At 70.2% G+C, this 25,128-nt stretch carries 13 protein-coding genes and 1 pseudogene; 8 read left to right on the top strand and 6 right to left on the bottom strand.

Going from position 1 to position 25,128, the window contains the following annotated elements; genetic code table 11:
• Positions 1-158: 158 nt before the first annotated feature.
• Together IH45_RS0134115 and IH45_RS0134110 are read right to left on the bottom strand one after the other, a co-directional pair.
• Complete coding sequence (locus tag IH45_RS0134115; protein ID WP_030677680.1) at positions 159-404, bottom strand: helix-turn-helix domain-containing protein; 246 nt, start codon at positions 402-404, stop codon at positions 159-161.
• Positions 401-1,087: a hypothetical protein gene (locus tag IH45_RS0134110; RefSeq protein ID WP_158813352.1), complete on the bottom strand. Its 687-nt coding sequence runs from the start codon at positions 1,085-1,087 to the stop codon at positions 401-403. The genes IH45_RS0134115 and IH45_RS0134110 overlap by 4 nt, the downstream gene beginning before the upstream one ends.
• Positions 1,088-2,127: 1,040 nt before the next feature.
• Here IH45_RS0134110 and IH45_RS0134105 point away from each other — a divergent pair.
• On the top strand, positions 2,128-4,620 hold the full coding sequence (locus IH45_RS0134105; RefSeq protein WP_158813351.1) for a tetratricopeptide repeat protein: 2,493 nt from the start codon (positions 2,128-2,130) through the stop codon (positions 4,618-4,620).
• Between the two features lie 30 nt (positions 4,621-4,650).
• Here the strand turns inward: IH45_RS0134105 and IH45_RS0134100 are convergent, their stop codons facing one another.
• A complete protein-coding gene (locus IH45_RS0134100) occupies positions 4,651-5,553 on the bottom strand; it encodes a serine/threonine protein kinase (RefSeq protein WP_158813350.1) in 903 nt (300 codons plus the stop codon).
• Positions 5,554-5,592: 39 nt separating this feature from the next.
• On the opposite strand from IH45_RS0134100, the gene IH45_RS0134095 reads away from it, so the two are divergent.
• The 5 genes and pseudogenes from IH45_RS0134095 to IH45_RS1000000150885 all read left to right on the top strand — a co-directional run.
• A complete protein-coding gene (locus IH45_RS0134095; protein ID WP_030677668.1) occupies positions 5,593-7,158 on the top strand; it encodes a PD-(D/E)XK nuclease family protein in 1,566 nt (521 codons plus the stop codon).
• Positions 7,155-8,306, top strand: a complete 1,152-nt coding sequence (locus IH45_RS0134090) for a pPIWI_RE_Y domain-containing protein (RefSeq protein ID WP_030677666.1) — start codon at positions 7,155-7,157, stop codon at positions 8,304-8,306. The genes IH45_RS0134095 and IH45_RS0134090 overlap by 4 nt, the downstream gene beginning before the upstream one ends.
• The gene (locus IH45_RS0134085) at positions 8,299-11,808 is read left to right on the top strand and encodes a pPIWI_RE_Z domain-containing protein (protein WP_030677663.1); all 3,510 of its coding nucleotides are present in this window, start codon (positions 8,299-8,301) and stop codon (positions 11,806-11,808) included. The genes IH45_RS0134090 and IH45_RS0134085 overlap by 8 nt, the downstream gene beginning before the upstream one ends.
• Positions 11,809-11,840: 32 nt before the next feature.
• The gene (locus tag IH45_RS0134080; protein WP_199810748.1) at positions 11,841-14,612 is read left to right on the top strand and encodes a pPIWI_RE module domain-containing protein; all 2,772 of its coding nucleotides are present in this window, start codon (positions 11,841-11,843) and stop codon (positions 14,610-14,612) included.
• 346 nt (positions 14,613-14,958) lie between these two features.
• Positions 14,959-15,891: pseudogene (locus IH45_RS1000000150885) on the top strand (DUF4232 domain-containing protein); the annotation flags it as partial.
• Positions 15,892-16,304: 413 nt separating this feature from the next.
• On the opposite strand, the gene IH45_RS0134070 reads toward IH45_RS1000000150885, so the two are convergent.
• Together IH45_RS0134070 and IH45_RS0134065 are read right to left on the bottom strand one after the other, a co-directional pair.
• On the bottom strand, positions 16,305-19,139 hold the full coding sequence (locus IH45_RS0134070; RefSeq protein ID WP_030677641.1) for a stealth conserved region 3 domain-containing protein: 2,835 nt from the start codon (positions 19,137-19,139) through the stop codon (positions 16,305-16,307).
• On the bottom strand, positions 19,139-20,131 hold the full coding sequence (locus tag IH45_RS0134065; protein WP_030677638.1) for a hypothetical protein: 993 nt from the start codon (positions 20,129-20,131) through the stop codon (positions 19,139-19,141). Before IH45_RS0134065 ends, IH45_RS0134070 begins: the two co-directional genes overlap by 1 nt.
• Positions 20,132-20,398: 267 nt before the next feature.
• Here IH45_RS0134065 and IH45_RS1000000150705 point away from each other — a divergent pair, with 267 nt between their 5' ends.
• Together IH45_RS1000000150705 and IH45_RS0134050 are read left to right on the top strand one after the other, a co-directional pair.
• Complete coding sequence (locus tag IH45_RS1000000150705) at positions 20,399-22,249, top strand: stealth family protein (protein WP_078897908.1); 1,851 nt, start codon at positions 20,399-20,401, stop codon at positions 22,247-22,249.
• Positions 22,242-24,308 (top strand): PIG-L family deacetylase, encoded by a 2,067-nt coding sequence (locus IH45_RS0134050; RefSeq protein WP_030677633.1) that lies wholly within the window; start codon positions 22,242-22,244, stop codon positions 24,306-24,308. Before IH45_RS1000000150705 ends, IH45_RS0134050 begins: the two co-directional genes overlap by 8 nt.
• Before the next feature lie 40 nt (positions 24,309-24,348).
• Here the strand turns inward: IH45_RS0134050 and IH45_RS0134045 are convergent, their stop codons facing one another.
• Positions 24,349-25,086 (bottom strand): condensation domain-containing protein, encoded by a 738-nt coding sequence (locus IH45_RS0134045; RefSeq protein ID WP_030677630.1) that lies wholly within the window; start codon positions 25,084-25,086, stop codon positions 24,349-24,351.
• Positions 25,087-25,128 lie beyond the last annotated feature (42 nt).

The raw sequence follows: 25,128 nt of genomic DNA, 5'->3' as shown, positions 1-25,128 counted from the left end.
CGGCTTAGAGGGCGATCGCCGGGTGACGGGCTGGATAGGGGTGGAGAAGTAGGGCCGTGCGGCCCCGTGGCTGGTACCACGGGACCGTACGGTGGTGGGGGACATGAGGTCCCCTCTTTTTCTTCCTGGTCAGAAGTCGGTTCCCGGGCCTTCCGCGTTCAGTTTCGGTCCACGCTGTACAGCGGGCGGTCCTCAATCCCCAGGGTGCGCATCAGCTCGTTGGTCGGAATCCTGTACCTGCGTCCGACGCGGAGGACGGTGCAGGGGAACTCGTCCTCGCGGATCAGCCGGTACGCGGTTGTCGAGTGGATCCCGAGCGCTCGGGCCGCCGTCCTCAGATCCACTGCGACGGGCAGGTCGAACATCTCGGTGAAACTCAGTCGGCCCTCTGCCGGGTCTTTCATGCTCGCCTCCTAGCAGGGCGGACCGGCGGGGTGTTCGCGCGGCGCCCGGCCCGTTGCTTCCTGCGGGGGCCGTGGCGCGTCGATCGGTCCCCCGTCCTGTCGTTGGTGTCGGCGAAGGCGCCCTTGCGTAGATGCTCCGTGCGCACCCGGAAGCGCAGCGGGGCGCGCAGCTCGTGCGGGCCGTCCGGACGGTCGACCCGCACGTCCAGGCTGCCCTCGGTCGGAGCGTCCGCCTCCCCGCCGGGCGTGGTGAGCGTGCTGTCCTGGATGATGCGCTCGACCTTGGTGGAGGGGAGTTCTCGCAGTCCGTGGCGGGCGAAGCGCCAGGCCCTGGCGCGCGCCGCGTGGATCAAGGAGGAGTCGGAGAGGCGGCTCGCGGCGTCCGGGGCCGCCAGCTCCTCCAGAAGGGCCAGGACCATCTCAGCCTCCACGTCCGACCGATCGGCACGCAAGCGAGTGCAGATGCGGTGGACCGTTCCGGTCAATCGGGGCAAGGCCAGCCAGATCAGCAGGAGCTTCCCGGTGTCGTGCGGAGCGAGGTCATTCAGCGCGATGCGGAGCGCTTCCTTCCAGACCGCGGCGGCGAACTGCGGGTCGGAGGCCGGGCCGTACAAGGCCTCGTGCATCTCCGCGGCGGTCAGCCGGGCCGGCTCCGTTCCTTCGGTTCCCGTAGGAACGGTCATGAGAACCGCGTCGCTGATCCGAGGGTCGTCGAAATGCCGCCTCACCGAGGCGAACATGCTGCTGGATGGTGGGTACATCAGGAAATGTCCTCTCTTTGAGCTGAAGGCGTCGAAGGTGCCAGAGGAGTCGAGGCGCTGGACGGGCCGCGGCCTCACAGGACGGTCATATCGGCACAGATGCGGATGGAACGGGGAGAAGCCCCAGGGGCCCCACTTTGATGCGCACGTATGCGGTATTGGTCTTGTCGACCGGGAATCACCGCCTTCGACCGCGAGCGTGTGACAGGTGCGGAGAAGCCGCGAGCTCGCCGGTCGGAAAAGCCCGTGGAGGCCTAGGGGGGTGTGGGTGCCCGCCCGGGACGGGCACCCACGAGCTGGAGCTCAGGCGGTCTCGGAGGGCGAGGCGTCCGGCGTCTCGGTGCGCGGTGTCGCCGGCGCGGTGCCCTCGGTCCGGCCGTCTGGGCGCCGGCGGAGGCTCGGCGGCCAGTCGGGGGACTGGCGCAAACGGCTCGCCCGGCGGTTTCGCTGACGGGTGTTCATAGGCCTGCGGTTCCTTCCTGATGGGGCGTTGGGTGATGCCGCCGCCTTGTGCTCCTGCGAGCGGCTGGTGCCATCGTGCCCGGGACGAAAGGAGGCCGCAGAGCGGAAACTGAGGGATAACTGAGGGCCGGGGGCGTGAAGGAGCAAGCGCGTGTGAAGCGGCGTACCGCAGCGCACGGATGAAGGGGGCGCCGTCGAGGGGACGGACCACTGCTTCCGGTCCATAGAAGGGAAGGGCAATGGAGGGGCACGTGCTGGGCCCGGTCAGAGCCGAAGGGGACAGCGGCGGAAGGGTCTTCGGAGGTTCGAAGGCAGCCGCGCTGTTCGCCCTTCTGGTCACGTCACCTGGTTGCCGTTGCACCAGGAAGGAGATCGCCGAAGTTCTCTGGGAGGGTGACGAGAAGGCCGGCGGCCGGGTGGACCGTGCTGTCTCCGACTTGCGGAAGCAACTGGGCCGGGAGGTCGTGCCCCAGGGCCGGTCGGGTTACTGCACACTTCGCGTGCCGGAAGGAAGCGTCGACCTGTTCCGTTTCCGCGACCGGATGGCGAGAGCGGCAGGGCTGAGCCACTCGGAGCGGTTCGAGCAAATCGGCGTGGCTCTGGAGGAGTGTGGCGACGGCGAACCGCTGAGCGGGCTGACCGAGAGCGGCTTCCAACTGCGCCGGGAGGAGCTGCGCGCCGAGTTGATGGCTGCCGTGTACGCCCGGCTGGACGCCGCCTATAGGTCCAGGAAGGTGAAATGGCTCCGCGAGGAGACGGAAAAAAGGTTCGAGCGTGCACCGGAACTGTCCCAGGTTTTCGGGTTCTACCTGCTCGCCCACGCCGACCTGCCGGAGCACCGACGTGAACGGCTCATCGAGGAGTGGACGGAGCACAACGGAAAGCCGGACCCCGACTTGCAGAGCGCCATCGATCAGGTCCGGGGTGTCGCTCATCGGCCGGGCGGCACACTCCTGCCGCCTGTACCCGACCAGTTGCCCGGCAGCAGCCGCAGACCGGTCGGTCAGGACGAACTGATCCGCAGCCTCGTCGAGGCCGTGTGCCAGGAACAGGACGCCGGCAACCTGGCGCTGGTCCTGATAAGCGGCATGGCGGGTGTCGGGAAGAGCACGGTGGCCCGCCACCTTGCCCGTCGGCTGCGGGATCGGTTCCCCGACGGGGTGCTCTACGCAGGGCTGAACGGGTTCGCCCACGAAGACGTGCGGCCCGCCGAACCGGATGAGGTTCTGGACCGTTTCCTGGCCGTGCTGCCGCCCTACACCACGGTGACCGGACCGGAGAGCAAGAGCGCTGCGCTGCGGTCGGCGCTGGCCCACCGATCGGTACTCATCGTCCTCGATGACGCACTCAATGCCCAGCAGGTGCTGCCGCTGCTCCCCGGAGACGGCACCTGCGCCGTGATCGTCACCAGCCGCAACGACCTCTTGCGCCTTCAGGCCGAGAGAAAGGTGCTGTTTCGCAAGATGGAACCACTGCAAGAGACGGAGGCCCTGGAGGTGCTCACGGAGAAGGTGTCGGCCAAGGACCGGGGGATCTACGCCCAGGCATTCAACAAGCTGGTCCTTCTCTGTGGCCGGCTGCCGCTGGCCCTCGCCGTGGTGGCCCGGCTCCTGGAGGGCGGTGCGCGTCCGGTGCGTACCGTTCCCGCCCTGGTGCGGGAGATGGAGGAAGAGCGGGAGCGGGCGAAGCTGGACACCCTGCACCTGCCGGAGCACGAATTGTCCGTCCTTGCCGCGCTGAACTGCTCCGTACGCGTGCTGGGTGAGGAGGCTCGGCTGCTGCTGTGGCAGCTCGCCGTCCACCCCGGGCCCAGCGCCTCCTGGGAGGCGGTGATGGACCTCGGCAGGGCAGCGAGCGAAGGAGCGCGCACGGATCGGGCCTTGGTGGAGCTCGTGGCGGCGAACCTGGTGGAGCTCCAGGGCGACCGCTACGGGTTGCACGACCTCGTGCGGGCCTTCGCCCGCCGGCACATGCAGCCGGTACCGGACGGTGAGACGGCGGACATCGAGCGGGCGACCGTACGGCAGGTGCTGGAACACCAACTGCACAATGTCCGCGCCTGCGACCGGGTGCTCGACCACGAGCGCACCCTGCCCATCGGCGAGCCCGACGGGGTCACAGTCACCGACCCCGCGGAACCGGGGGAGGCGATGGCGTTTCTGGACGAGGAGTACGCCGCCGTCCAGCAAGGCATCCGATTAGCCATCGGTCGGGGTATCGAACGGTACGAGTGGTTGCTCTCGACGGCCCTGGTCACCTATCAGTGGCGTCGCCGCCTCCTCAACGACGCGCTGAGGAACCTCCTGTACGCGGCCGATGCAGCGGAAGCCGCTGCCGGCCCGGTCGATCGCGCCATGGTTCACCGGATGCTGGCAGGGACACAGTGGCGACTCGGAAAGTTTGACCTGGCTGTGGGCCACCTGCGCCGGGCCGTCCGGCTCAGTGAGGAGGACCACAGCGAGGAAGGCCGGCTGAGTCTGGCCCGGTCGCTGCACCGGCTCGGGCTCACCCTGCGCAAGCAGGGCGACCGGACAGGGGCGGAGGAAGCACTGTGCCAGGCGCTCGAGTTGTGCCGTGAGGTGTCCGACCTGGTCGGGGAGGCGGCCGCGCTGAACGCCCTCGGCGCGCTCCACCACGACCGGGGCGAGCACGAACAGGCGCTCCGCCGGTGCGCCGACGCCTTGGGCGTGGTGGAGCGCACGGTGGAGCGCAGCGGCCTGGCCGACGTGTTGTTCACCCTGGCCAAGGTGCACCTCTCCCGCTCCGAGCGGAACGAGGCCGTCTCACTGTACCGGCAGGCCTGCGACATCTACCGGGAACAGGGGAACTGGCCCAACGAGGACAAGGCGCGGCTGCTCTTCGCGGACGTCCTGGTGTCCGCCGGTAAGACCGAGCAGGCGGTACGGGAGCTGGAGAGAGTCATCGTGCTGCGCGAGCTGATGGGCGGCGAAGGCGTGCGTGAGGTCCGGGAGCTGTTGGAAGGGCTGAGATGACCCGCCCGGTCGGCGTCCGCCGGACCACCGTCACAGCTGGGGCGGATGCGTGCGGTAGTACTCGGTCGGGTCGGGGCGAAGCCGCTTCGACGGCCGCCGTGAGCCCACTTGGGGCAGGTGCGGGCGTAGCCGGTCGAACACCTCACGGACATCCGCCGGGCGCTCCTCCGCCTCCCACCGGACCATCCACAGCGCGAGTGAGGTGAATTCCGGAGGGAGCTTGGCGAGCAGGTCCGCCGGCAGCACCGGGCCGCCCGGTTCCGCTCGTTCCTCCAGCCCACCGTAGGGCAGCCGCATGACGGTCATCTCCAGCAGGATGCAGCCGAGCCCGAAGATGTCCGCCTGCCGCGTCAGGCCTAGTGGGCAAGCATCGGACTGCTCGGGTGAGGCCCAACCCCGCGTGCCGCGCTCGTGGGATGTCGCCTCGCCCGCCATGATCGCGTGCCCCATGTCGAGGAGACGAAGACGGCCGTCCGGTTGCACGATGACATTCTCGGGCTTGAGATCGCAGTGCACCAGATTCCGGTCGTGCACTTCCCGCAGAATCTCGCACAGCTGGCCAATGACGGACGCGACGGTCCCGGGGTGCCTGACGGGACGGGCTGCCAACAGGACGTCTTGCAGTTGGCGGCCCTCGACGAATTCCATGACCAGGCATCGGCGTCCTCGGCGCGTCCCGGTGGCGATGATTTCAGGAATCGCCCGAATTCCCGTCAGCATCATCATCCGGGAGCCCTCTTCGAGAAGCTTTCTGCCGGCCCAGTGGAAATCGCTCTCGGGGCCGAGGTCCCGGGCCTTCTGGAGCTTCAGCGCCACCCTCTCCCCGCTCCTGCGGTCACGGCCGAGGAAGAGGTCACCTTGGCCCCCGTCGCCGACCATGTCCAGCACTTCGTAGCTTTCGTCCACATTGCCGATCTCTTTGATCTCCCGCATGGCCATCCTTCTTTTCTCCGTACAGAAATGGAGCAGAAAATGCCACTTCCATGGCTGCCCCCCGACGGGGTGACCCGCACCTCCGATGTCATCACGGTATCCGCCGGAATGCTCAAAGGAGGAGAATTCCGGTGCCCCGCCGCCGACGCCCTGAAGGCCCGCGGCTACCACACCGCTGACCCCGTACCGCGCCGCTGCGAGCGGTTGGAGCACTTCACTCTCGGCCCCTTCATGGCCGCCTGCGACGCCCGTTCCCGGCCCTCCCGCAGCCCGTCCCGGTCACGTACCGCGCCCCTGCACGACGGTCTGAGGACCTGGACTGACCATGGCGTGAGGGCGTACGAAGCGGCCTTCCCTGCCGACCCGGAACACCCCCTCAAGGAGATCCCCGAGCCGTGGACGTACCGCTACCGGCCGTCCGGCCCTGACCCGCGGAACGCCCAGGAGTACCGCCTCACCGTGTGGGGCCGCTGTCTGGCTTCTGCCGACGGCACCTACCGTGAACTCCGTCTGCCCGTGCACCGCCTGAACCGAAATCTGCCGCCCGACGGGTTCACTGCCGCCGTCGCCCTGGTGCTGGCCGAGGGCGCACCCGGGCCACCGCCGGAGCACCTACGGATCGTGGAGTTCGCGCTGTTCGACGGCCGTACACGAGAACTTTTCGCCGGCAGCCGCGCACAGGCACTCGCTCAGTACCGTGAGCACGGCCCCGATGCCCTGGCCGGAGTACTGGACGGACGGGAATACCGCCCCGGTTCCGCTTGCGGCGGATGCCCCTACCTTTCGGTGTGCCCGGCCCTGCGCACGGCGCCCGGACTGCTGGGCATCGAGGCGACGGACCGGCCCCGCCGCACCTGGTCGGTGACCAACGGACGCAACTACCGGGTCTGCCCGGCCCGTGACCACATGCGCCGGCTGCACCTGCCCACGGCGGACTCCGTCGAGCGCGAAGTGACGGCCGAGCGTGGCCGGGCCCTGCACGCCTACCTCGCCGACCGCCATGGCCACGGATCGCCACGCCCGTGCACGGTCGAGATCCCCGAGGAGTGGGTGCCGGACGGATTCGACCTGCCCGACCACGAACGCACACTTGGCGCCCTCCTGCTGCGCCGGCACGCCGCGGTCTGCCCGCTGCGGTGTGTCAGGGACGGCACGGACGTGCGGACAGAACCTCGGGTGGTGCGGCACGACACCGCCGCCGACGTGGTGGTGATCGCAGCACCCGACCTGCTCTATCGGGAGGCCGACTCATGGGTGTGGCGCGAGACCAAGACCTCGGCCACCGAATGGCGACCCCACCGCCCCCTGCTGGAGCTCTACCCGCAACTGGCCCTGGCAGTCGTGCTGATCGCCCGCGGTGACCTGGGCGGTGCTCCGTCCCGTGCCCGCGTCGAGCTGGAGGTGTTGCGCCCCGGGGGTGCCGACCTGGAGATCATTGACCCTTTCGCCTCAGCCAACCGGACCGCGGCAGAGGGAGTCCTGCGGGCGATGGTGGCCGACTGGCACGGGGACGACCAGTACGCGGCCGTGCCCGGACGCTCCTGCGAGCGGTGTGAAGTGGCCCGCTGGTGTTCGGCGTCGCCCGCCGGTGAGGCCGCGGCATGAGGGCAGGGGCGGCCCGCCGGGCCGGCCGACCGGGCACCGGGGAGGCGCCCGAGGGCGTGGGCGCAGAACTCTTCCGCCAGCTTGCACGCATGGTGGCGGCTCTCGCCGAGGTTCAGGGGCTCCGCTCTTTCACCTTGCCCTATCCCGGCCTCGCCCAGCGTGCGCTGGACCGCGCAGTTATGCATTGCCTCGATGTCGGGGAGACACCGCCGAGGAGCCTTCCGGAGCTGTGGGAGTGGTGCCGGACCAAGCCGGCGAGTGATCCGCTCTTCGCGGTTCCCACTTCCCTGGTCACTCCGGACACGACGCTGGTGCACCCGGTCGGCCGGATGCCTACCCGGTCGTGCATCGAAGTCGCCTCGCACGGGCTGGACGGGGGCGCGGCGGCGCACGCCTGCGCGCTTCTGAGCGATCTGGAAGCGCGGTGCGGAGCGGGCGGACGCTACCGGCAGTGCCGGACGTTTCTGGCCCGTCACCCGGTGATCCACCAGCGAGACCGCTTCAAGCCCGGCTGGAGCAGGGCCGTCTGGAGCCGGGTCAAGGATCTGTACGGGCCGCTCCCCGAGTCCCTGCTCGTCGACGGCGTCTTCCTGTGCTGCCCCTCGTGCGGGCTCCCCGCGTTGCCTCGGGACGGGGCCGTGCCTGTGCCTGGGGCGTCCACCACCGAAGCGGACATCTGGTGCGAGGGAGAGGAATGTCCGCGCGAGGCCCCTCCGAAACTGATCCGCGAGCCGGACCAGGCGTGGATCCTGCGCAGTTCGCTGCGGATCTTCCTCACACTGCCGCACCGGACCGAAGAGGCCGCCCGGGAGGCACTGGATCGCGCCGGGATCGACCACGAGGCCTTGTCGGGGCCGCTGCCCGCCTACCGGCTGAGGGGCACCGGCACCGGCCCCGGAATCGTGGACCTCCAGGTGTACGACCGCCTGCAGCCGGCCCTCCTTGCCGCACATCTCACCGATAGCGCCCCCCTCGCGGACCGCACCCTCGTCGTGGTCCCTGACGCGCTCGCCGGACGGGACGGCTACCGGGAGGCCTTCACCGATGCCCTTCCTGCGCTCCTGCGGGACCGGCTGGTGCTCACCACGCCCGTGGACCTCGTACCCGATCTGGGACGGGCCCGGGGAGAGGAGAAGGACGATGCGTAGCATCACCCCACCCTTGACCGACGTACTCCGCGCACTCGAGGCCTTCCTGGGGGCGGCCGTCCGCAAGCCCGCCCTGGAAGCCCTCTGCCAGGTGGAACTCGGCCTGTACCTTCAGCAGAAGCTGATGCCGGGCAGCCCCGCAGGCAGCGCCTGGGTGCTGTTCAGCGGATACGGGTTCGCCGAGGCGCACGGAGCGCCGCTGCCACCGGACACCGCTAAGACGCTGCGTGTTGCCCGTTACTCGTTGTGGACGTTGCGCAGGAGCCGTACCTGGCGCGAGGCGCTGGAAAGCTACCAGATGTTCGACCCCAGGGTACGCGGCTACGACGTACCGGACACCGAGTCGCCCGCCACCCGTCGCGAACTCTCCGTCGCCGGTGACCGGTTCTCCGTCTACGAGCAACTGCTGCGCGCCGCACCGCCACTGGCGGGCAAACGCATGCCGGTCGCGGGGCAGGGCCCACACGCCTTTCCTGTCAGCCGCACCATGGCCGTCGTCGACCTGCCACCCGTCCCCCACTCCCCCCTCATCGCCCACGACATGGACGTGGAACCGGTCGGCGGTGGAGAGCCCTTGGTCTTCACCAGGAAGAGTCTGGAGCGCACCGCGGCAGAGATGGACGCCACGCACGCCAGAGCCGGCGAGGGAAGGCCACCTCGCTGGGTGGAAAGGCTGCGGGCCTTCGACCTGTCCACCAAGCAGAACGGCACGTTCCACAAGGCGGGCAGAGACGAGGACTTCACCTTCACGGTCGACGGGATCCAGCACCTGCTCGGCATCGTCGGCGCGGGAAAGAGCACGCTGCGCGACATCGTCGCCATTCATCTCGCCAAGCTCGGCAAGCGCACCACCGTCGTGGTCACCGATGTCGCGGAGGTACTGAAGCTCGTCCGGCTTTACGACTTCTATACCGACGGCGCTGCCGCGCCCGTGCTCGGCTCCACCGGCCGGGAGCGGCACGCCCAGCGGCTGCACCGCCGGCTGGCGGGCCGGGGCGAGCACCGACTGCTCGCTCACGACGACCCCGCCTTCGGCTACCTCGGGACCTCCTGCGTGCTCAACGTCATACGGCAGGGCGCCACTTCGTCCACCGAACCGCTAGCCTTCGGTGAGGCGCCCTGTTCCAGGCTCCGGCCACCGTCGGACCCGCGGCGAGACAAGGGCGGCGGCCGGGCCTCCGCATGGCAGAGGAGGGTGACGAGCTGCCCGTATTGGTCCGCCTGCCCCCGGCACCACGGAGCCCGCACCCTCGTCGGTGCCCAAATCTGGGTGGCCACGCCGGCCGGACTGATCGACGCCTCGCTGCCCCGCCCGCAAAACGGCGAGCGTATCCGCTACCTCGAACTCGCCTGCCGCCGCAGCGACCTTGTGGTCATCGACGAGGCCGACCGCGTGCAGATGAAACTCGACCAGGCCTTCGCACCCGTCGTCGTCCTCGCCAGCGACGAGGACAAGGGGCTCATCGACCAGTTGAGCCGGCACAAGATTCGGGAACTCGCGGCCAGCGGGCGCACCCAGCTCTCCGAACGGGACGTGGAAACCTTCGCCGCCGCCCTCAACACCGCAGGATTGGCCACCGACCGGCTGTACGCGATGCTCGTTGCCGGGTACGAGCTGCGCAACTGGGTGCGGACGGGCTACTTCAGCGCCTGGACGCTCCAGCTCGGGCTGCTCGACGAACGCTATGAGCTCCCTGACGACAGCGGCCCGGAGCACCCGAACCACGCCCCCAGGCAGGCTCTCGGCAAGCTCCTCGACGCATTCCGTGACAACCCCTTCGGCGACCGCCGCCGCAGAACGGAGGAGGACTTCAGCAGGCTGACCGTCCTCCTCAACGAACTGCTTCACACCGGCAACCCGGAGAACACCCGGCGCCGTCTGTCCGAGGTCATGGACGAGGTCTTCCGGATCGACCCGCACTACATGGCTACCCGGAAGCAGAAGTACAAGGAGAAGTACGACGAGTGGCAGCACGATGAGGAGGAACAGCAGAAGAAGCGCGGGCGCCGCCGGAAGCCCAAGCCACCGCCCGAGACCCCCGAGCAGTGGCGGCACAAGCTAGCCGAACGCTTCGAGTTCACGCTCCTGCTCAGCGCCCTGGAACCCCGGCTCGCAATGATCAACGCCATGTGGCCCCGCGTCGAGGCGGCCCTCAGCCTGGGCTACAACACGATGTACCGTAGGCCGCTCGACTACGGCCCGATGGTGCCCGAGGCTCCGATGGGCAATGTTCTCGGCTTTCAGTTTCGGGTTTCGGGGCAGGACGAGGGTGGGATCCGCAGCGGCGAGCTGACCTTCTTTCGCTGCAGCGGCGTCGGACGTGAGCTGTTGCGAGCCATGCCCCAGCTCGCTTCCGTCGATGGCAGGCCCGGCGCCCACCTGCTGCTCATGTCGGGCAGCAGCTGGGCGGGTGCGTCCAGCCGCTACCACGTTTGCGTCCCGGTCGGTGTGATCATCGAGCCGCCAGCCGAGGTGACCGAACGCATCGCGGCCGAGAGCCTGATGCGCTTCGAGTTCATCGACGACGGTGACGAGAAGCTGCGCTTGTCGGGAACCCATCCGGACGACCGCCCCGAGAAGCTGCGCCGCATTGCCACCTATCTCGGCGCGGGAGAGTACGACGCCCCGGAAGGGGGACCGCTGGAGCGCGAGTTTCTCTCCCTGCCCTCGGGGCGCGACCAGATCCTCCTCCTGGTCGGCAGCTACGCCGAGGCGCGCATCGTGGCCGACACTCTGCACAACCTCAACTCTCGCTGGCACGGCAGCGTGCTGTGCCTGGTCTCGGACGACGAAGAGATCGCTCCGGAGGACGAGGCGCCGTCCGCCTACCGCGCCCGGTCACTGCGCCGGAGCGACGTCGAGCACCTGAAAGATCTCGAAGCGGACATCCTCGTGGCGCCTCTGCTGGCCGTGGAACGGGGTCACAACATCCTCAACCACGATGACGAGGCGGCCATCGGGACGGTCTACTTCCTGGCACGGCCCAATCCGCACCCCGAGGACCTGTCCTTGGCCGTCCATGCAGTCAACGACTGGATCGTCCGCGCTGTCACCGGCGGCGACTTCGACACCTGGGTACGTGGACAGGCCACCGTCGAGGAAGGCGCCGACGAGGTTCGCCGCCTCGCCCGTTCGTACTGGTACCAGGTGCTCGCCCGCTCGATGGCGTGGAGTCGCCTCGGGGACGAGGTACGGGAGCAGGTCACCTGGGACATGCTGGTCCTGATGTGGCAGGTGATCGGACGACTGGTGCGCGGCGGCGTACCGGCCCGGGTGGTCTTCGTCGACGCCGCCTTCGCCCCGAACCGCGGGGCCGTACCACCGCAGATCGACACCCCCGCGTCCAGCCTGCTGCACAGCGTGCTCGACGTGCTGGATCCGTACTTCCACGGCGGCACGAAAAGTGCTGAGGAGCAGTTCATCGCCCGCGCCCTCTACGAACCGCTATGGCGCATGCTCACCCGCTTGCTCGTCCCGGCTCCCGCCCTGGACCGTCCGTAAGCGCCACATCCCAATTTTCAGGAGGAAAGTTCGTGTATCGCACCATTCGCGTCGCGGCCTACGAATCCGACCCGCTCCATGGACCGTGGTGGGAGGAGATGAGGGTACTGCGGCTCGGCAAGGAGTTGCACGCCGAGCTCACCAAGATGCACGCCGGGGCCGACAAGGACTCCGGCCACCCCGATCGGCTCCCCGTACGCAGGCTCAACTCCCTGCTCCAGGCCATGGCTCCTGGTGTCATCGCGACCGGCCGCAACGCCGGCACGGACGGCCGCCTGCCGTGGCTCTACGCGCGAGAAGCCGTTCCGCCGGAGGTGCTGGCCCCGGTGATCGGGACATGGGCGGCGGGCATGTACCGGGAGGAGGACGACATCGAAGGCGTTGACCTGGAGGAGAGGCTCTGTTCCGATGAGCCGGCAGGGAACGTTCAGCTGCCACGTTGGGAGATCGAATCGGTCGATCTCGCCGAAACCGTGACCTCGGCAGGTGGAACCGCCGAACCCGCCGCACGGCTCTACAGTCTGCTGCCCGAGTGGGTCGCCTTCCGGCTGGCCGCCCGGACGTTCCGCACCGAGGGAACCACGCTCCGCTTCCGCGTCGAGAGTTCAGGCAACGGGGCGCGACTCGTCTCCTGGCCGCCCCAGCGGTACGAGCGCAGCGGGCAGACCTGGTACTACTCGGCCTGCCTCAACATCACTGTCCACACGGTGCCGTTCGCTCCACGATTCCGCGTCCATGTGTCCACTCAGGTACGTCGGTGGGCCACCCGGCTCGACGTGAGCCCCCACCAGCTCGGCGGCACGACTGTCCTGCTCGATGCTCCGTTGCCGTGGCCGGGAGGGCCCGACCGGTGCCACCGGCTGATGGTGAACACCCTCGGCTACGACCGGCGGCTGAAGGAACTGACCTGGCGCCGCCACAGCCCGGCACCGCTCCTGCCCGAACTGGACATCGTGCGCAACTACCCGGAGCCTGCGGAGCTTTTCACCTGTCCGGAACGCTGGATCAACGGCGCCGGGGATGTGGCTGCCGGCATCGTCTACCACCCATCGATCGGCCCGCACAAGGTCGGACCTGGGGTGATGCCGCGGGAGCGGGCACGTCTGGATGCCTGGGTCGAGGAAGGGTTGCGCCCCATGCTGACCCGCGTCCCCGACCTCACACGGGTCACCCGGCGCAACACTCCATCGCTGCTGCCCCGTTCAAATGCCGCACGTCCTCAGGGCGTTCGGGATGCGCAGTTGGCCTTGCAACGGCGGGCAGCGCTGGCGCGCGCCCTGAATGGCCGTCGCCTGGAGATCGATGTCTTCTGGCAGTGCCCGGAGACCCGTGCCGCCCTGCTCGCGGAATTGCCGAAGCTCATCGGCTTCCCTGCCGGGGAGAGGGTGGGGCCGGCCGACGACGACACCTGGCGATGGCGGGACGAGGGGATCGAGATCCGCGTACGAGCCCGACCCGCGGGGCCCTTGGCAGACGCCCTGCCGGTTTCGCGGGAGCGCAGGCGCGCCAGGGCCGTCCGGCTGGCCGAAGCCGTCGAAGGACGCTGCCGGCTCGTGGCAGACCGGACGATCCGGCGACCCGGTGGGACGGTCGGAGTCGTGATCGCGGAGATTGCGGGCAAGGAGCGCTTCGCCGCCGTTCCGGACTCCGATCCCAAGCACGCGCTGCGCATCGCCTGGGCGCGACAGGGCTGGTTGAGCCAGTTCGTCAACCTGCCCGACGACACCGACAGCGGCTTGGAGCACCGGGCCAGATGGACCTGGCTGGACGCCTTCCGGCAACTCGGTGCGATCAGTCCGCCTGCCCACCGGGTGGGAGCCGGAGTTCCCGGTGACCTTCAGTACGCGGCGCTCTGGCTCGTACGCCATACCAGGAAGGGGCCCACGCGGTGCCCCGCCCGTCGGCTGGTTGCGGTGCGGGTCCGCCCCGGAGACGGACCGGGACTCCTCGAGGGGTGGGACGCCGAGCGCTCCGAATGGGTGCCGTACTCGAAGATGTTGCTGCTGCTCTCCCAGGCAGTGGAAGCGGTGGCGACGACGGAGGAGGAGGCCGGCACGGGACGCTCCGATGGTGGCGCGTCCGCCCGGGAGAGGATCCGGCCCCCTGGCTGCCCGCGCGTGGAGCAGCACTGGCAGCGGGAGACCGAGCGACAGATCCGCGCGTTGCTCTTCCAGCTCCGCGACCGCCCGACGCTCCTGCTGGCGGACGCCGGCAATCTGCGCCAGTGCTGGCCCGGCCTGCGCAACGGTGAATTGGTCCAAGACATGCTGAGCTTCGGCACCGAACCCGCCCAGCGCCACACGCTCTACGGCGACGACTTGCGGATGGTGCTCGTACGGGACGCCAACGCGCGGGAAGAAGTGGCGGAGTGGTACGCCCACGACGCCAAGGAAAAGGTCGGCTTCGCCGAGGGAGTGTGGGGGACGGCGGAGACGGAGGGCCGTGTCTTCGCGAGTACTGCCTCGACCCCGCACACGGTGGCGAAACTGCCGAAGGGACTCATGAAGCTGGTGCCCACGGCACAGGGCCGGACAGCACCCGGGAAGACCGCCTGGAACCCCGGGCAGCTGGAGATCACCGTGCTCGCCTGCCTGTCGGAGAAGGCGCTGGCGGACTCGGGACGGGCAGGGGGGCAGCCCGACCGGCCGGCGGAGTGGGCGACGCTCACGCACCAGCTGCGCTACCACGACGACTATCCGCCGCTCGCCCGGCCCCTGCCGCTGCACCTGGCACGACTCGCCGGTCAGTACCTGCTCCCGGTGGCCAGAACGAAGGAGGAGAAGAGCACGTCATCCGCACCATGAGCGAGATGCCGCTCGTGTGGGGCGCCCCAACGAGCAACGCTGATGAGGTCACTTGTCGTTTGCCATAGGGGCGCGACTGGCGGGTGCTGAACGTGTGCGGACCGCAGCCGGGCCGGCTCGGCGGATCCGCGAGCTGGCGCAGGACGGTCACGGCGCCCTCTCGCGGAAGCCCGTGGCTGCCTGCCGGACTGGGACGGTGGGCGGGCAGCCGGCCCGGAAACTCAAGACAGTCGCCGAGGTGATCATCGCTTCCGAGTGTCAGGGAAGCGTACTGATCGAACTTCTGAAGAAGGCCGACGACGCTAACCCTTCACTGCTCTCGACGGCCGTGTGGAGATCCTGCTCGATGCGGCATCGGGCTTCTCCGGCAAGCCGCCCGACGAGGACATCGGGTGCGAGGGGCCGGCTCCAAGAGCGTTTCCAGCTCACCGAGGCCCCCCGAGCTGTACAGCTTCTCCCGGACCAGTTCCCGTACGTTCGACGGCTTCTGCTTGGCCCTGCCAGGCGACTTCGTCTGGCAGGTGGACCAGGTCGCCCCTTCGGCGAGGGCCTGGCCGAGCACCTGGTGGCCGTCCTCTTTCTGGGCGACGAGGCGCCCTTCGACCTCCTCGTGGACCGGTTGGAGAGGATGACCCTGTTGGAATCATCGGGCGCCATCACCTTCTCCCTCGTGACGCTCAGAGGCGGTCCCGCAGGGCCCGGCGCTCAAAGCCCGGCAGTGTCCGTCCGGCCACGCCTGTCCCGCTCCGGCTCGGACGCCGCCGCATCCAAGCCCCAGGGGCAGCCGGGCACGGACATGGCCGCCGAGGCCGACGGGGCGGGCCCCTCCACCGGCCCGCAGGGCACCGGCGCCCAGGCCGGCGACGCGAAGTTGAACTCCGGCAGCGGTGCGGGGAAGGGCAAGTTCTGCCGCACGAACGAGCTGACCGCGGGAGCGGTGGACAGCTCGCCCGATTGGAAGGTGGGCGAAGTTACCGTTCGGATGACGAACAAGGGGACCAGGACTTGCTCGGTGACGGGTTTCTCGGACGACGACCTCAAGGACATCGACGGCACCTCCGCCCCCGTCCACCGCGGCGGTGAACAGCCCCGCATCACCGACCTGAAGCCCGACGACACCGCCACCTTCAGCATCTCGTACGTTGTCGACTTCAGCGGCGACAGCCCCGCCTCCCTGGCCAGCATCATCGTGACGCCGCCGGACGAGACCCACAGTGTGTCCCTGAGGTGGCCCGCGGACGCGCTGAAGCTGGCCGGGCCGTACGACGAGAAGATCCGGGTCCACCCGGTCGGTATCGCCAACCGACCACCGCGAAGAGAAGACCCTTTGGCTTCGGCGCCGACCAATTCGCCTTTCCGTAGTGGATTTCTCAGGGAGCTGGAAGCTCTCGCGATGGATCACCGCCCGGACCGGTCACGCGATGGAAGGCTTCGGCCACCCAGTACCAGCGAGGTCAGGGAGGAGAAATGGAAGACTGTGCCCCAGTTTGCCCGTTTGCCCGAGCCTCTCGCCAGGACGGAGCCCTTCCGGCCGGGCCCGGCACCCAACATGTCGAGCCCGACCACACGCGGATCACCAACCCAGGGGCCGGCGATCCAGGGACTCGTGATCAGTAAGCGGCTGAGGGCCGGCGCACCGCCCCAGCGGCGCGCCGGCCCTCAGCCGCTTCTCAAACCCCGCGACGCACCCGATCAGTCCTTCTCATACGGCGACCGAACCGGGAAGTACGCGCCGAGGAAGGCGCGCAGGACGCGGTCCTGCTCGTCGGCGGGGACTTCGGCTTCTGCCGATTCGCCGATGCAGAAGACGCTGTGGCTGCGGGTGGCGAGCATGCGGCTGAGGCGGGAGTGGTGGGTGTAGTCGCCTGCGTTGATGTACGAGCAGCTGATCGTCGCCGGGGTGGAGCGGCCCGTCAGGTAGCCGTAGTGGTGGTGCAGTGAGGAGACGATGGACAGGTCCGTGGAGTCCCGGAAGCGGTTGGCCGCGGTGGTCGCGGTCTCCTCGGGGAACTTCTCGGCGATCTCGGCGAGGACGCTGCGGCGCAGGGGGTGGGGGGTGTGCAGGAAGCCGTGGGTGGCGGTGCGCTCGAAGTGCTGCCGGAGCAGGGACCGGTTGTTCTTGCCGGCCGCGAAGTAGCCCTCGTCGTCCTCGGACAGCTCGCTCGGCGGGACGGCGGTCGGCGAACGGAAGAAGTTCGCGACGCCGTTGCTGTGGAAGAACGAGCGAACGCTCAGGGGCCCGCCGAGGAAGACGTCGTCGTTGAAGTAGAGGAAGTGCTCCGACAGGCCCTCGATGCGGTGCAGCTGGCTCTCGATGGCGTGCGAGTTGAAGGTGGGCAGCCGGTCCGGGTCGGCGAAGATCTCCCGGTGGCTGACGACCTTGATATCGGGGTGGTCGGTGTTCAGCCAGGCGGGGGTCTGGTCGTCGGTGACGAGATAGATGTTGCGCACCCACGGCGCGTACATGGCCAGCGAGCGCAGGGAGTAGCGCAGTTCGTCCCGGTTGCGGAAGCGGACGTCGCCGCTGTCCGCGTCGGTGCCGGTGCCGATGCCGGCGGCGCGCTTGGCGGTGTCCCGGCGCTCGCGCCACCGCGGGTCGGTGTCGTCGACCCAGGTGTAGACGACGTCGACGGGGAAGTCGACGTCCCACATGAGGCGGGCGGTGAAGGCGGCGAGGGTGGGGTGGTCGCGTTCGCCGACCCGCAGGGTCGCGTCGGCCTTCAGGGAAGGTACTCGCGGGCCGATGAGCGTGGTGCCGCGCGGGGCGCTGCGCCAGCCCGGCATCTCCTCGGTCTCGTCGTTCTCGGCCCAGAACTCGATGGTGCAGCCGTAGGCGGGGCCGTAGCGCAGGGTGCGGCTCTCGGTGACCAGGGGCTTGAAGACCTTCAGGCCCGCCACGTCACCGGCCTCGCGCAGCCGCTCGGCGAGCACCGCTCCCGGTGCCGCGCCGCGTGGGGTGATCAGCTCGGCGTAGACGGGCTTGCCGTGCAGGTCGGTGGCGAGTGCTTCGAGGACCTGCGCACGGCGCTCCACCTCGACGGCGACGCGGTAGGAGGTGCCGCCGTCGCGCAGCAGGACGTACGGGATGCCGTGGGCGGCCAGCGCGTCGGTGGCGATCTCCAGGTTCCACTCCGCCATGCGCGGGGCGAGGATGTCGTCGCGCACCTCGGCCAGCCGGCCGGCGGAGCGCACGAGGGAGCCGGTGCGGTCCTGGGCCTGGAGCAGCACCTCGCGGGCCTTCTGCTCGTCGGCGGAGCCGGACAGGACGCTGACGGGAGCGGCGACGTTGAAGCTGCGGCTGCCGCCGGCCGCGACACGGCGCGCGGTGCGGTCGGCGCGTTCGGCCAGCCGGCGGGGGTCGTCGCGCCGGGCCACCAGGCGGGTGAACAGCTCTTCCCAGCGCTTGGTGATCTCCTCGGCGCCGAAGCGCTCGTGGACACCCTGGCGGGCGGCCGTGCCGTAGGAGCGACGCAGGTCGTCGTCCTCCATGAGCTTGCTCATGGCGACGGCCAGCGACTCCTTGTCGCCGGCGGGGACGAGCAGTCCGTCGACACCGTGCCGGACGACCTCGGCGGGGCCGGTGACGATGTCGTACGCGACGACGGGCACGCCGGCGGCGAAGACCTCCAGCAGGACGAGGGGGAACGCCTCGTTGCGGGAGGGCAGGACGGCCAGTCCGGCCTTGGCCCACTCCTGTTCCATGTCGGAGGAACGGCCGAGAAGCTGTACGCGGTCGTGCAGAGCGAGGCCGTCGATGATGCGGCGCAGCCGTACTTCCTGCGGTCCGTCGCCGAAGATCCGCATGACCCAGCCGGGGTGCTCGTCGGCGATGGTGGCGAATGCCTCGATGGCGTGGTCGAGCTGCTTCTCCGGCGTCATGCGGGCAGCCAGCACGATGGCCTTGCCGTCCAGGTCGGAGCGGGGACGGAAGCCGCTGGGGACGGCGTTGGGGATGGTGGCCAGTTCGGGGGCGGCGGCGCCGAGGGAGTCGGCGAACCAGTCGTTGGTGCGCTCGGTGAGGGAGACCAGCGCGTCGATCCGGGGCGCGTACGCGAGCAGTGGTTCGCCGCTGACACCGCGCAGCTGGGAGGCGCGGTGCTCCTGGTGGACGGTGATGACGCGGGACGGCACGAGTTCGGCCGCAGTGGCCATCAGCGCGGGTGTGGTGGTGATCAGGACATCGGTCTCCAGGGAGCCGAGCGCCGCGCTCATCTCGATGTCGGAGAGCCGGTCGAAGGTGGCTTCCCAGGCGGGCTTGATCAGTTCGCTGGGCAGCGAGGTGAGCGTGCGGCAGGCCTGTTCGTCCAGGTCGCTGGCGCGTACCGGCCTGCCGTACGGTCCGGTGCGGTCGATCAGGTAGCGACGGGGTATCGCGCGGCCGGCGCTGAAGAAGGGTTCCTCGCGGGTCTTGAAGACGCTGATGACCTCGACGTCGTGGCGCGGAGAGAGGTGGGCCGCCTGCGTGTAGGCGGCCATCTCCGTGCCGCCCATCTCGTCACCCCAGGTGAGCAGGAACGTGATCTTCATCAGGCGGATTCCTCGGTGGTGGTGAAGGCGGTGCAGTTGACCGCGAAGACGCCGGCGGCCGAGAGGTGGGCGTGCACGCGCAGCAGCGTGCCGTCCTCGACGGCGATGGTGCGGAAGGGGACGCGGAAGACTTTTCTGAGGTGCCGCACATCGGTGAGACGCCGGCAGATCTTGATGCGGTTGCGGCCGTGGCGCAGCTGGATGTCCCACATCCGCTGGGCGCGGGTGCCGGCGGTCATGGCGGCGAGCGGCACGTCGAAGGTGAAGTGGTCGCCGTCCCAGGTGAGGTCGACGGGGACGGCGGCGCCCGAGCCGCGGCGGACGGCCTCGGCGCGGTACTCGCTCTTGGGGCCGCGGGCGGCGAGCAGCCTGCCGCGCACCGTGATGCGGTCCCAGCGCAGCTCGAAGGTGTCCAGCTCGGCCTGTTCGCGCGGCCCGGAAACCTTGATCATGGCGTAGCCGTCGACGGAGCGCACCGGCCGGAAGACGGCGCCGCTGGTGGCGCTCGGCGGATGCGGGAGGGTCGGGCCGTCGGAGGCGTACGGTTCGGGCGCCGAGACGCCGAGGACGTGCTGGGTGCCGGACGCGTCGCGCAGGGCGACGTTCAGCCGCCATACGCCGTCGTCGAGCCGCACCCCGGCGAGGCCGGCGTCGTGGCGTGCGTGGCGCAGCGACGCGGTGGCGGTGAGCAGGACGGTGCCGTCCGGCTGGGGCTCGGCTTCCATCGCGACCGTACGGCGCACGCCGCGGTGTTCCAGTACGAGGAGGGCCGCGTCCGGGCCGGTGTGGCCGGCCGGGCAGGGCACCGCGACATTGAGGGTGCGTCCGGCGAGGACGGAGAGGTGGACCGGGCGCAGCGCGGCCCGGGAGTGGCCGCGGGTGCCGAGCACCGGGACGGTGTTCATCCGCTCCACGCGACGGCGGACACGGCCGGCCGTGCGGCGGGCGCGTTTGACCGCCCCTACTGCGTGGGACAGCAGAGCTTCGCTCATGGTGCTTCGTCTTCTCTCCTTCAGTACGGCCAGCGCATGGTGTCAAGGATGCGTTGACACGGCAAATCTCTCGATGGACGCAATAAGAGACCTACATCACTTCGTCATCACGGATCCCAAGCGCCCCATACGTCCTCTTAGCTGCCGAGGGCGGGCGGACTACCCCGACATTCACCCCTTTTGAACATGAATATAGGGTGAAAGATAAATAAACGGCCGGTGTGACGCCGTGCCGATGCAGGACTCCGGAGCGGGGAGAACCGAGGGATGAAGCAGAGCGAGGCGTCGCGTGCTGCCGGGCGGCGCACGCCGGGCAGCAGACCGCAGGCCGTGCGGGGCACCGCGCAGCAACCGGCCGGTGCCGTGCCCGGCGTCGACGGGGGCGTCAACGCCGAGGCGTCGCCCCTCGTCGCCGTCTACCGCAAGGTGCTGCCCAAGCGGCTGCGCAAGGCCATCGCCGGCCGGTACTCGCCCGAGATGCGTCGCGGCATCAAGCGGGCGCTGAGCACCGCGTCCGCCGGACGGTCCCTGCACCAGGTGCGCGGCACCGCCCTGACCACCCGCCACCGTTCCCTGATCACCGCCTCCGGCGGCATCGTCCTGGCCGTCGACGGACGCCCCCGGGTCGGCTTCGTCGAGGACCGCCTTTCGCCCGAGACGGCGCGCCGCGCCAACCTGGGCGCGGTCACCGCGGCCCTGGAGGGCGCGGACATCGACTACTTCTGTGTGCGCAGCCGGCTGGACGGCGCGACCACCGTCGCCGTCTCCGCGGCCGACCGGGGACGCACCCTGGCCGCCCTGCAGAAGCTGTGCCGCACCCTGCCCGGCTATTTCGGGCCGCTGAGCGGCGAGGACGGACGGGTCACCCCGGCCTACCCCGCCGCGGGCTGGCGCCGCCATGCCCGCGCCGAGTCGCTGCGGCTGTTCTGGTACCGCACGGAGCGCAGCCGCCGCCTGGTGCTGGGCCCCGAGCACGGCTGCGACATCGAGTTCTGGGCGCCGGAGGACGGCCGGCTGGTGGCTCCGCGGCGCAACGACGTGACCGAGTCCGTGGCCGCCGACGCCCCCTTCGTCCAGGTCCCGGCCGCGACCTTCACCGCCCCCGGCGGGACCCGCGACGTGTCGCCCCTCACGGTGCGCACCCGCGAGGAGTTCACCACCGTCCTGCCGCACGATGTCGCCTTCCCCGTCGACGTCGTCTACACCTGGGTCGACGGCGCCGACCCGGCCTGGGCGCGCCGCCGGGCCCGCTACTCGGGCACCGCGTACCACGAGGAGGCGGCCAACGCGGCGCGGTACGCCAACCACGACGAGCTGCGGTACTCGCTGCGCTCGCTCGCGATGTACGCGCCGTGGGTACGCAACATCTACCTCGTCACCGACGACCAGACCCCCGCCTGGCTCGACACCCGGCAGCCGGGGATCACCGTCGTCAGCCACCGCGAGATCTTCACCGACCAGAGCGTGCTGCCGACGTTCAACTCGCACGCCATCGAGAGCCAGCTCCACCACATAGCCGGCCTCTCGGAGCACTTCCTGTACTTCAACGACGACGTGTTCCTGGGCGCCGAGATGTGGCCCAAGGACTTCTTCCTCGCCAACGGCCTGACCAAGTGCTTCCCCTCGCCCGCGCTGGTGCCGCTCGGCCCGCCCTCCGCCGAGGACGTACCGGTCTCCATCGCGGGCAAGAACAACCGCGCGCTGATCCAGGAGCGTTTCGGCACCACGCCGGTGCGCAAGATGCGCCATGTGCCGCACGCGCTGAACCGCCACGTCCTCGCCGAGATCGAGGAGGAGTTCGCCGAGCAGCACCGCAGGACCGCGGCCCAGCGGTTCCGCAGCGACGAGGACATCTCCATCCCGTCGTCGCTGTACCACTACTACGCGTTCCACACCCGGCGCGCGCTGCCCAGCGACCTGCCGTACGTCTACATCGACGTCTCGAAGCCGAACGCGGCGAACCGGCTCGACCGGCTGCTGCTGCACCGTGACAAGAGCGTCTTCTGCCTCAACGACACCCTGTCGACCGAGGACGACTTCGAACAGCGCACCGGACTGCTGCGTCCCTTCCTGGAGACGTACTTCCCGGTCCCCAGCCGGTACGAACTGCATGCCTGATCACGTCGGGGCCGCCGGCCCGTTCCGCCCCACCCGCCGCGCCGTTGCCCTGGGCCTCGCCGCCCTGACCGTGGCGGGGTGCGGCGGGCGTGCCGAGCGCCCGCGGACCGGTGCCGCACCGGCCGGGAAGCGCGGCGCGGTGGCCGCCGCCGACGACGGCAGCAGCGGTGCCCGGGTCCTGCAGATCGTCGCCCACCCGGACGACGACCTGTACTTCATGAACCCGGACCTCCAGCAGTCCATCGACGCCAACGACCAGCTCGCCACCGTCTACCTGAACGGCGGGGAGAGCAACGGCCGCAACAAGATCCCGGGCAGCGGGACGGCGCCGAAGGCCGACACCGCCGCCTATTCGGGTGCCCGCCGGCAGGGGTTGCGCCAGGCGTACGCGCTGATGGCGACCGGCCGGCCCGACGCGCGCTGGGACGTGAAGGTCACCAGGCTGCCGGACGGCACGTCCATCGAGACGGACACCCTCGCCGATCACCCCGGCCTCCAGCTCGTCTTCCTCGGCGTACGGCAGCACGACCGTGCGGGGACCGGGCGCAGCCGTGGCCTGCCGGACCTGTGGGCCGACCCGTCGATGATCACCAGCACGCTCGTCAGCACCGGATCGCCCGTGCGCGACTCGCACCCGGTCACCCGGGCGAGCCTGATCGACGCCCTGGTCCATCTGCTGGAGCAGTACCGCCCCACGCTCGTACGGACCATGGACCCGGACCCCGACATGCAGGTCCACGACGGGAAGCACCGGCACCACCACGACCAGAGCGGCTACTCGGACCACCCCGACCACACGGCCGCCGCGCTGTTCACCTACGCCGCCCTCGCGCGCTACCGCAGCCGCCGGGGCAGCAGTCCGCATCTGGTGACCGCCTACCGCGGCTACTACAACGAACGCTGGCCGGACAACCTGCCCAAGCAGCTCATCAAGGCCAAGGCCGATGTGCTCAACGCGTACGGGGGCCACCCCGACTCCTGCGGCTTCGCCGCCGGCTGTGGGGACTACGACGTCGGCCAGGACCGCTCCTACGGCCCCGGCTGGCTGCAGCGGACCACGCTGCGCCATCCCGCCGCCGGTCCGCAGGCGCGTCCGGCGTCCGACGGGCGGCTGACCGCGTTCGCCGTCCTGGGCGACCAGGCCGCCATGTGGCAGGAGACCGCCCGCGGCAGCGGCAAGTGGACGGCGCCCAAGCTGCTCGGCGGCGACGGGCTGCTGCCCGGGCTGACCGCGTCCCTGACCGGGGACGGCCGCTGGCAGCTCTTCGCCGAGCGGATCGCCGCACTCGGCCCCAAGGGACAGGACAACCGGCGCGAGATCGTCATGGCGCAGCAGGCCCGCGGAGGCGGCCCGTTCGGCGCCTGGACCTCGCTCGGCAACCCCGAGTCCGATCCGGATCACGGCCGGCGCGTCGGCGGGCCCGTCGTGGCCCGGGCTGACGGCACCACGTACCTCTTCGTCCGCACCTGGGCCAAGGGCGTCGCGGTCCGCCGGCACACGGACGGCGGCTGGGACGGCTGGACGGACCTGGGCGGCGCCGAGGTCCAGGAAGGGCTGAGCGCCGTCACCGACAGCCGGGGGCGGGTGCACCTGTTCGGCGCGGGGCACGACACCGTCCACCACTGGGCCCAGCAGCGGCCCGGCGGGGACTTCACGCTCGTACCCACCGGCCTGCCCGCGCCCGCCGACCCGCCCACGGCGCTGGCCCGCCCCGACGGCACGGTCATGCTCGCTTACCGGGAGGCCACCAGCGTCCGCCCGCTCGTGCACGTCCTGCCCGCCGGGGGCGGTACGTGGCGGGACGAGAAGGTGGGGCTGAGGGCCCGGGGGTACGGGACGCTCACCCTGCATCCCGTCCGCGACGGCGTCCTGCTGGCCGTGCGCAACAACAGCGGCAGCACCAGCCTGGCGACCCTCGGCACCCGCAAGGCTCCGCGCTGGTCCACCGTCGACGGCAGGTTCGTCGGCAGCCTCTGCCTGACCGGCAGCGACGCCCGCCCGGTCCTGGTCCGGATGGCGCCGGACGCGACGCTGAACAGCGCGGTGGTGGCGGGCTGAGAAGCCTTTCGCCCGCCGACGGCGGGCGGGGCGGGCCCGGTCACTCCGCGGGGCGGACGTCCCCGGAGAGGGGGAACGGCGCGTCGAGGTGGGGGATCGCGGTGAGGGCCGTGGTGAGGCGGGTGTGCAGCCGGGCCGCGGTTTCGGGAGTGAATACGGCGTCCGGGTAGACCAGTTGGCCTGTGATGCCGGCTGGTTCGTTGTCGGGCGTGCGCTGTTCGTGGAGCTCCAGGAGAAGGTCGAGTTCTGTGTGGGGGCGGTGGACCGGGGCCAGGTGGGCGGTCAGGGGTTCCGGCCACCGGGGGGTGTCGAGGCTGGTCGGGTGGTGCAGGTAGCTGATCGCTACCTGGAAGAGCGGGTGGTGGGGCCCGGAGCGGGGCGGGTTGAGGAGGTCCACCAGGTGGTCGAAGGGGAGGGACTGGTGTTCGTGGGCGGCCAGTAGGCGGTCGCGTACTTGGGTGATGAGGTCTCGGGGGGTGGGGTTGCCGGTGGTACGGGTGCGGAGGACGACGGTGTTGATCAGGCAGCCGATGAGGTGGTCGAGGCCGGGGGTGTCGCGGCCGCCGAGGGGGATGCCCACCGGGATGTCGTGGCCCGCGCCCGCCGCGGTGAGGGCGGCTGCGAAGGCCGCGTGTACTGCCGTGTAGGTGGTGGCCGAGCACTGTCTCGCCGCGGCTTCCAGGGCGCTGTGGAGGTGGGGGCCGACGGTCAGGGGGATGGTGGTGGCTGCCCCCGTTGGTGTGGGTCGGGAGGGGCGGTCGGTACGGGGTACTCCCACTCGCGGCGCCGGATCGTGAAACCGCCCCGCCGCCGGCCGGCC

It is taken from the genome of Streptomyces rimosus subsp. rimosus, assembly GCF_000720725.1.
Classification (GTDB): domain Bacteria; phylum Actinomycetota; class Actinomycetes; order Streptomycetales; family Streptomycetaceae; genus Streptomyces; species Streptomyces rimosus_A.
The sequence above is the reverse complement of the archived record's forward strand: the minus strand, read 5'-3'. Positions and strand labels throughout refer to the sequence as shown.

Excerpts from the sequence above, each read along its gene's own strand:
- IH45_RS0134115 (WP_030677680.1), bottom strand. The coding sequence starts at position 404 with ATGAAAGACCCGGCAGAGGGCCGACTGAGTTTCACCGAGATGTTCGAC.
- IH45_RS0134110 (WP_158813352.1), bottom strand. The coding sequence starts at position 1,087 with ATGACCGTTCCTACGGGAACCGAAGGAACGGAGCCGGCCCGGCTGACC.
- IH45_RS0134100 (WP_158813350.1), bottom strand. The coding sequence starts at position 5,553 with ATGCGGGAGATCAAAGAGATCGGCAATGTGGACGAAAGCTACGAAGTG.
- IH45_RS0134095 (WP_030677668.1), top strand. The coding sequence starts at position 5,593 with ATGCCACTTCCATGGCTGCCCCCCGACGGGGTGACCCGCACCTCCGAT.
- IH45_RS0134090 (WP_030677666.1), top strand. The coding sequence starts at position 7,155 with ATGAGGGCAGGGGCGGCCCGCCGGGCCGGCCGACCGGGCACCGGGGAG.
- IH45_RS0134085 (WP_030677663.1), top strand. The coding sequence starts at position 8,299 with ATGCGTAGCATCACCCCACCCTTGACCGACGTACTCCGCGCACTCGAG.
- IH45_RS0134070 (WP_030677641.1), bottom strand. The coding sequence starts at position 19,139 with ATGAAGATCACGTTCCTGCTCACCTGGGGTGACGAGATGGGCGGCACG.
- IH45_RS0134065 (WP_030677638.1), bottom strand. The coding sequence starts at position 20,131 with ATGAGCGAAGCTCTGCTGTCCCACGCAGTAGGGGCGGTCAAACGCGCC.
- IH45_RS1000000150705 (WP_078897908.1), top strand. The coding sequence starts at position 20,399 with ATGAAGCAGAGCGAGGCGTCGCGTGCTGCCGGGCGGCGCACGCCGGGC.
- IH45_RS0134050 (WP_030677633.1), top strand. The coding sequence starts at position 22,242 with ATGCCTGATCACGTCGGGGCCGCCGGCCCGTTCCGCCCCACCCGCCGC.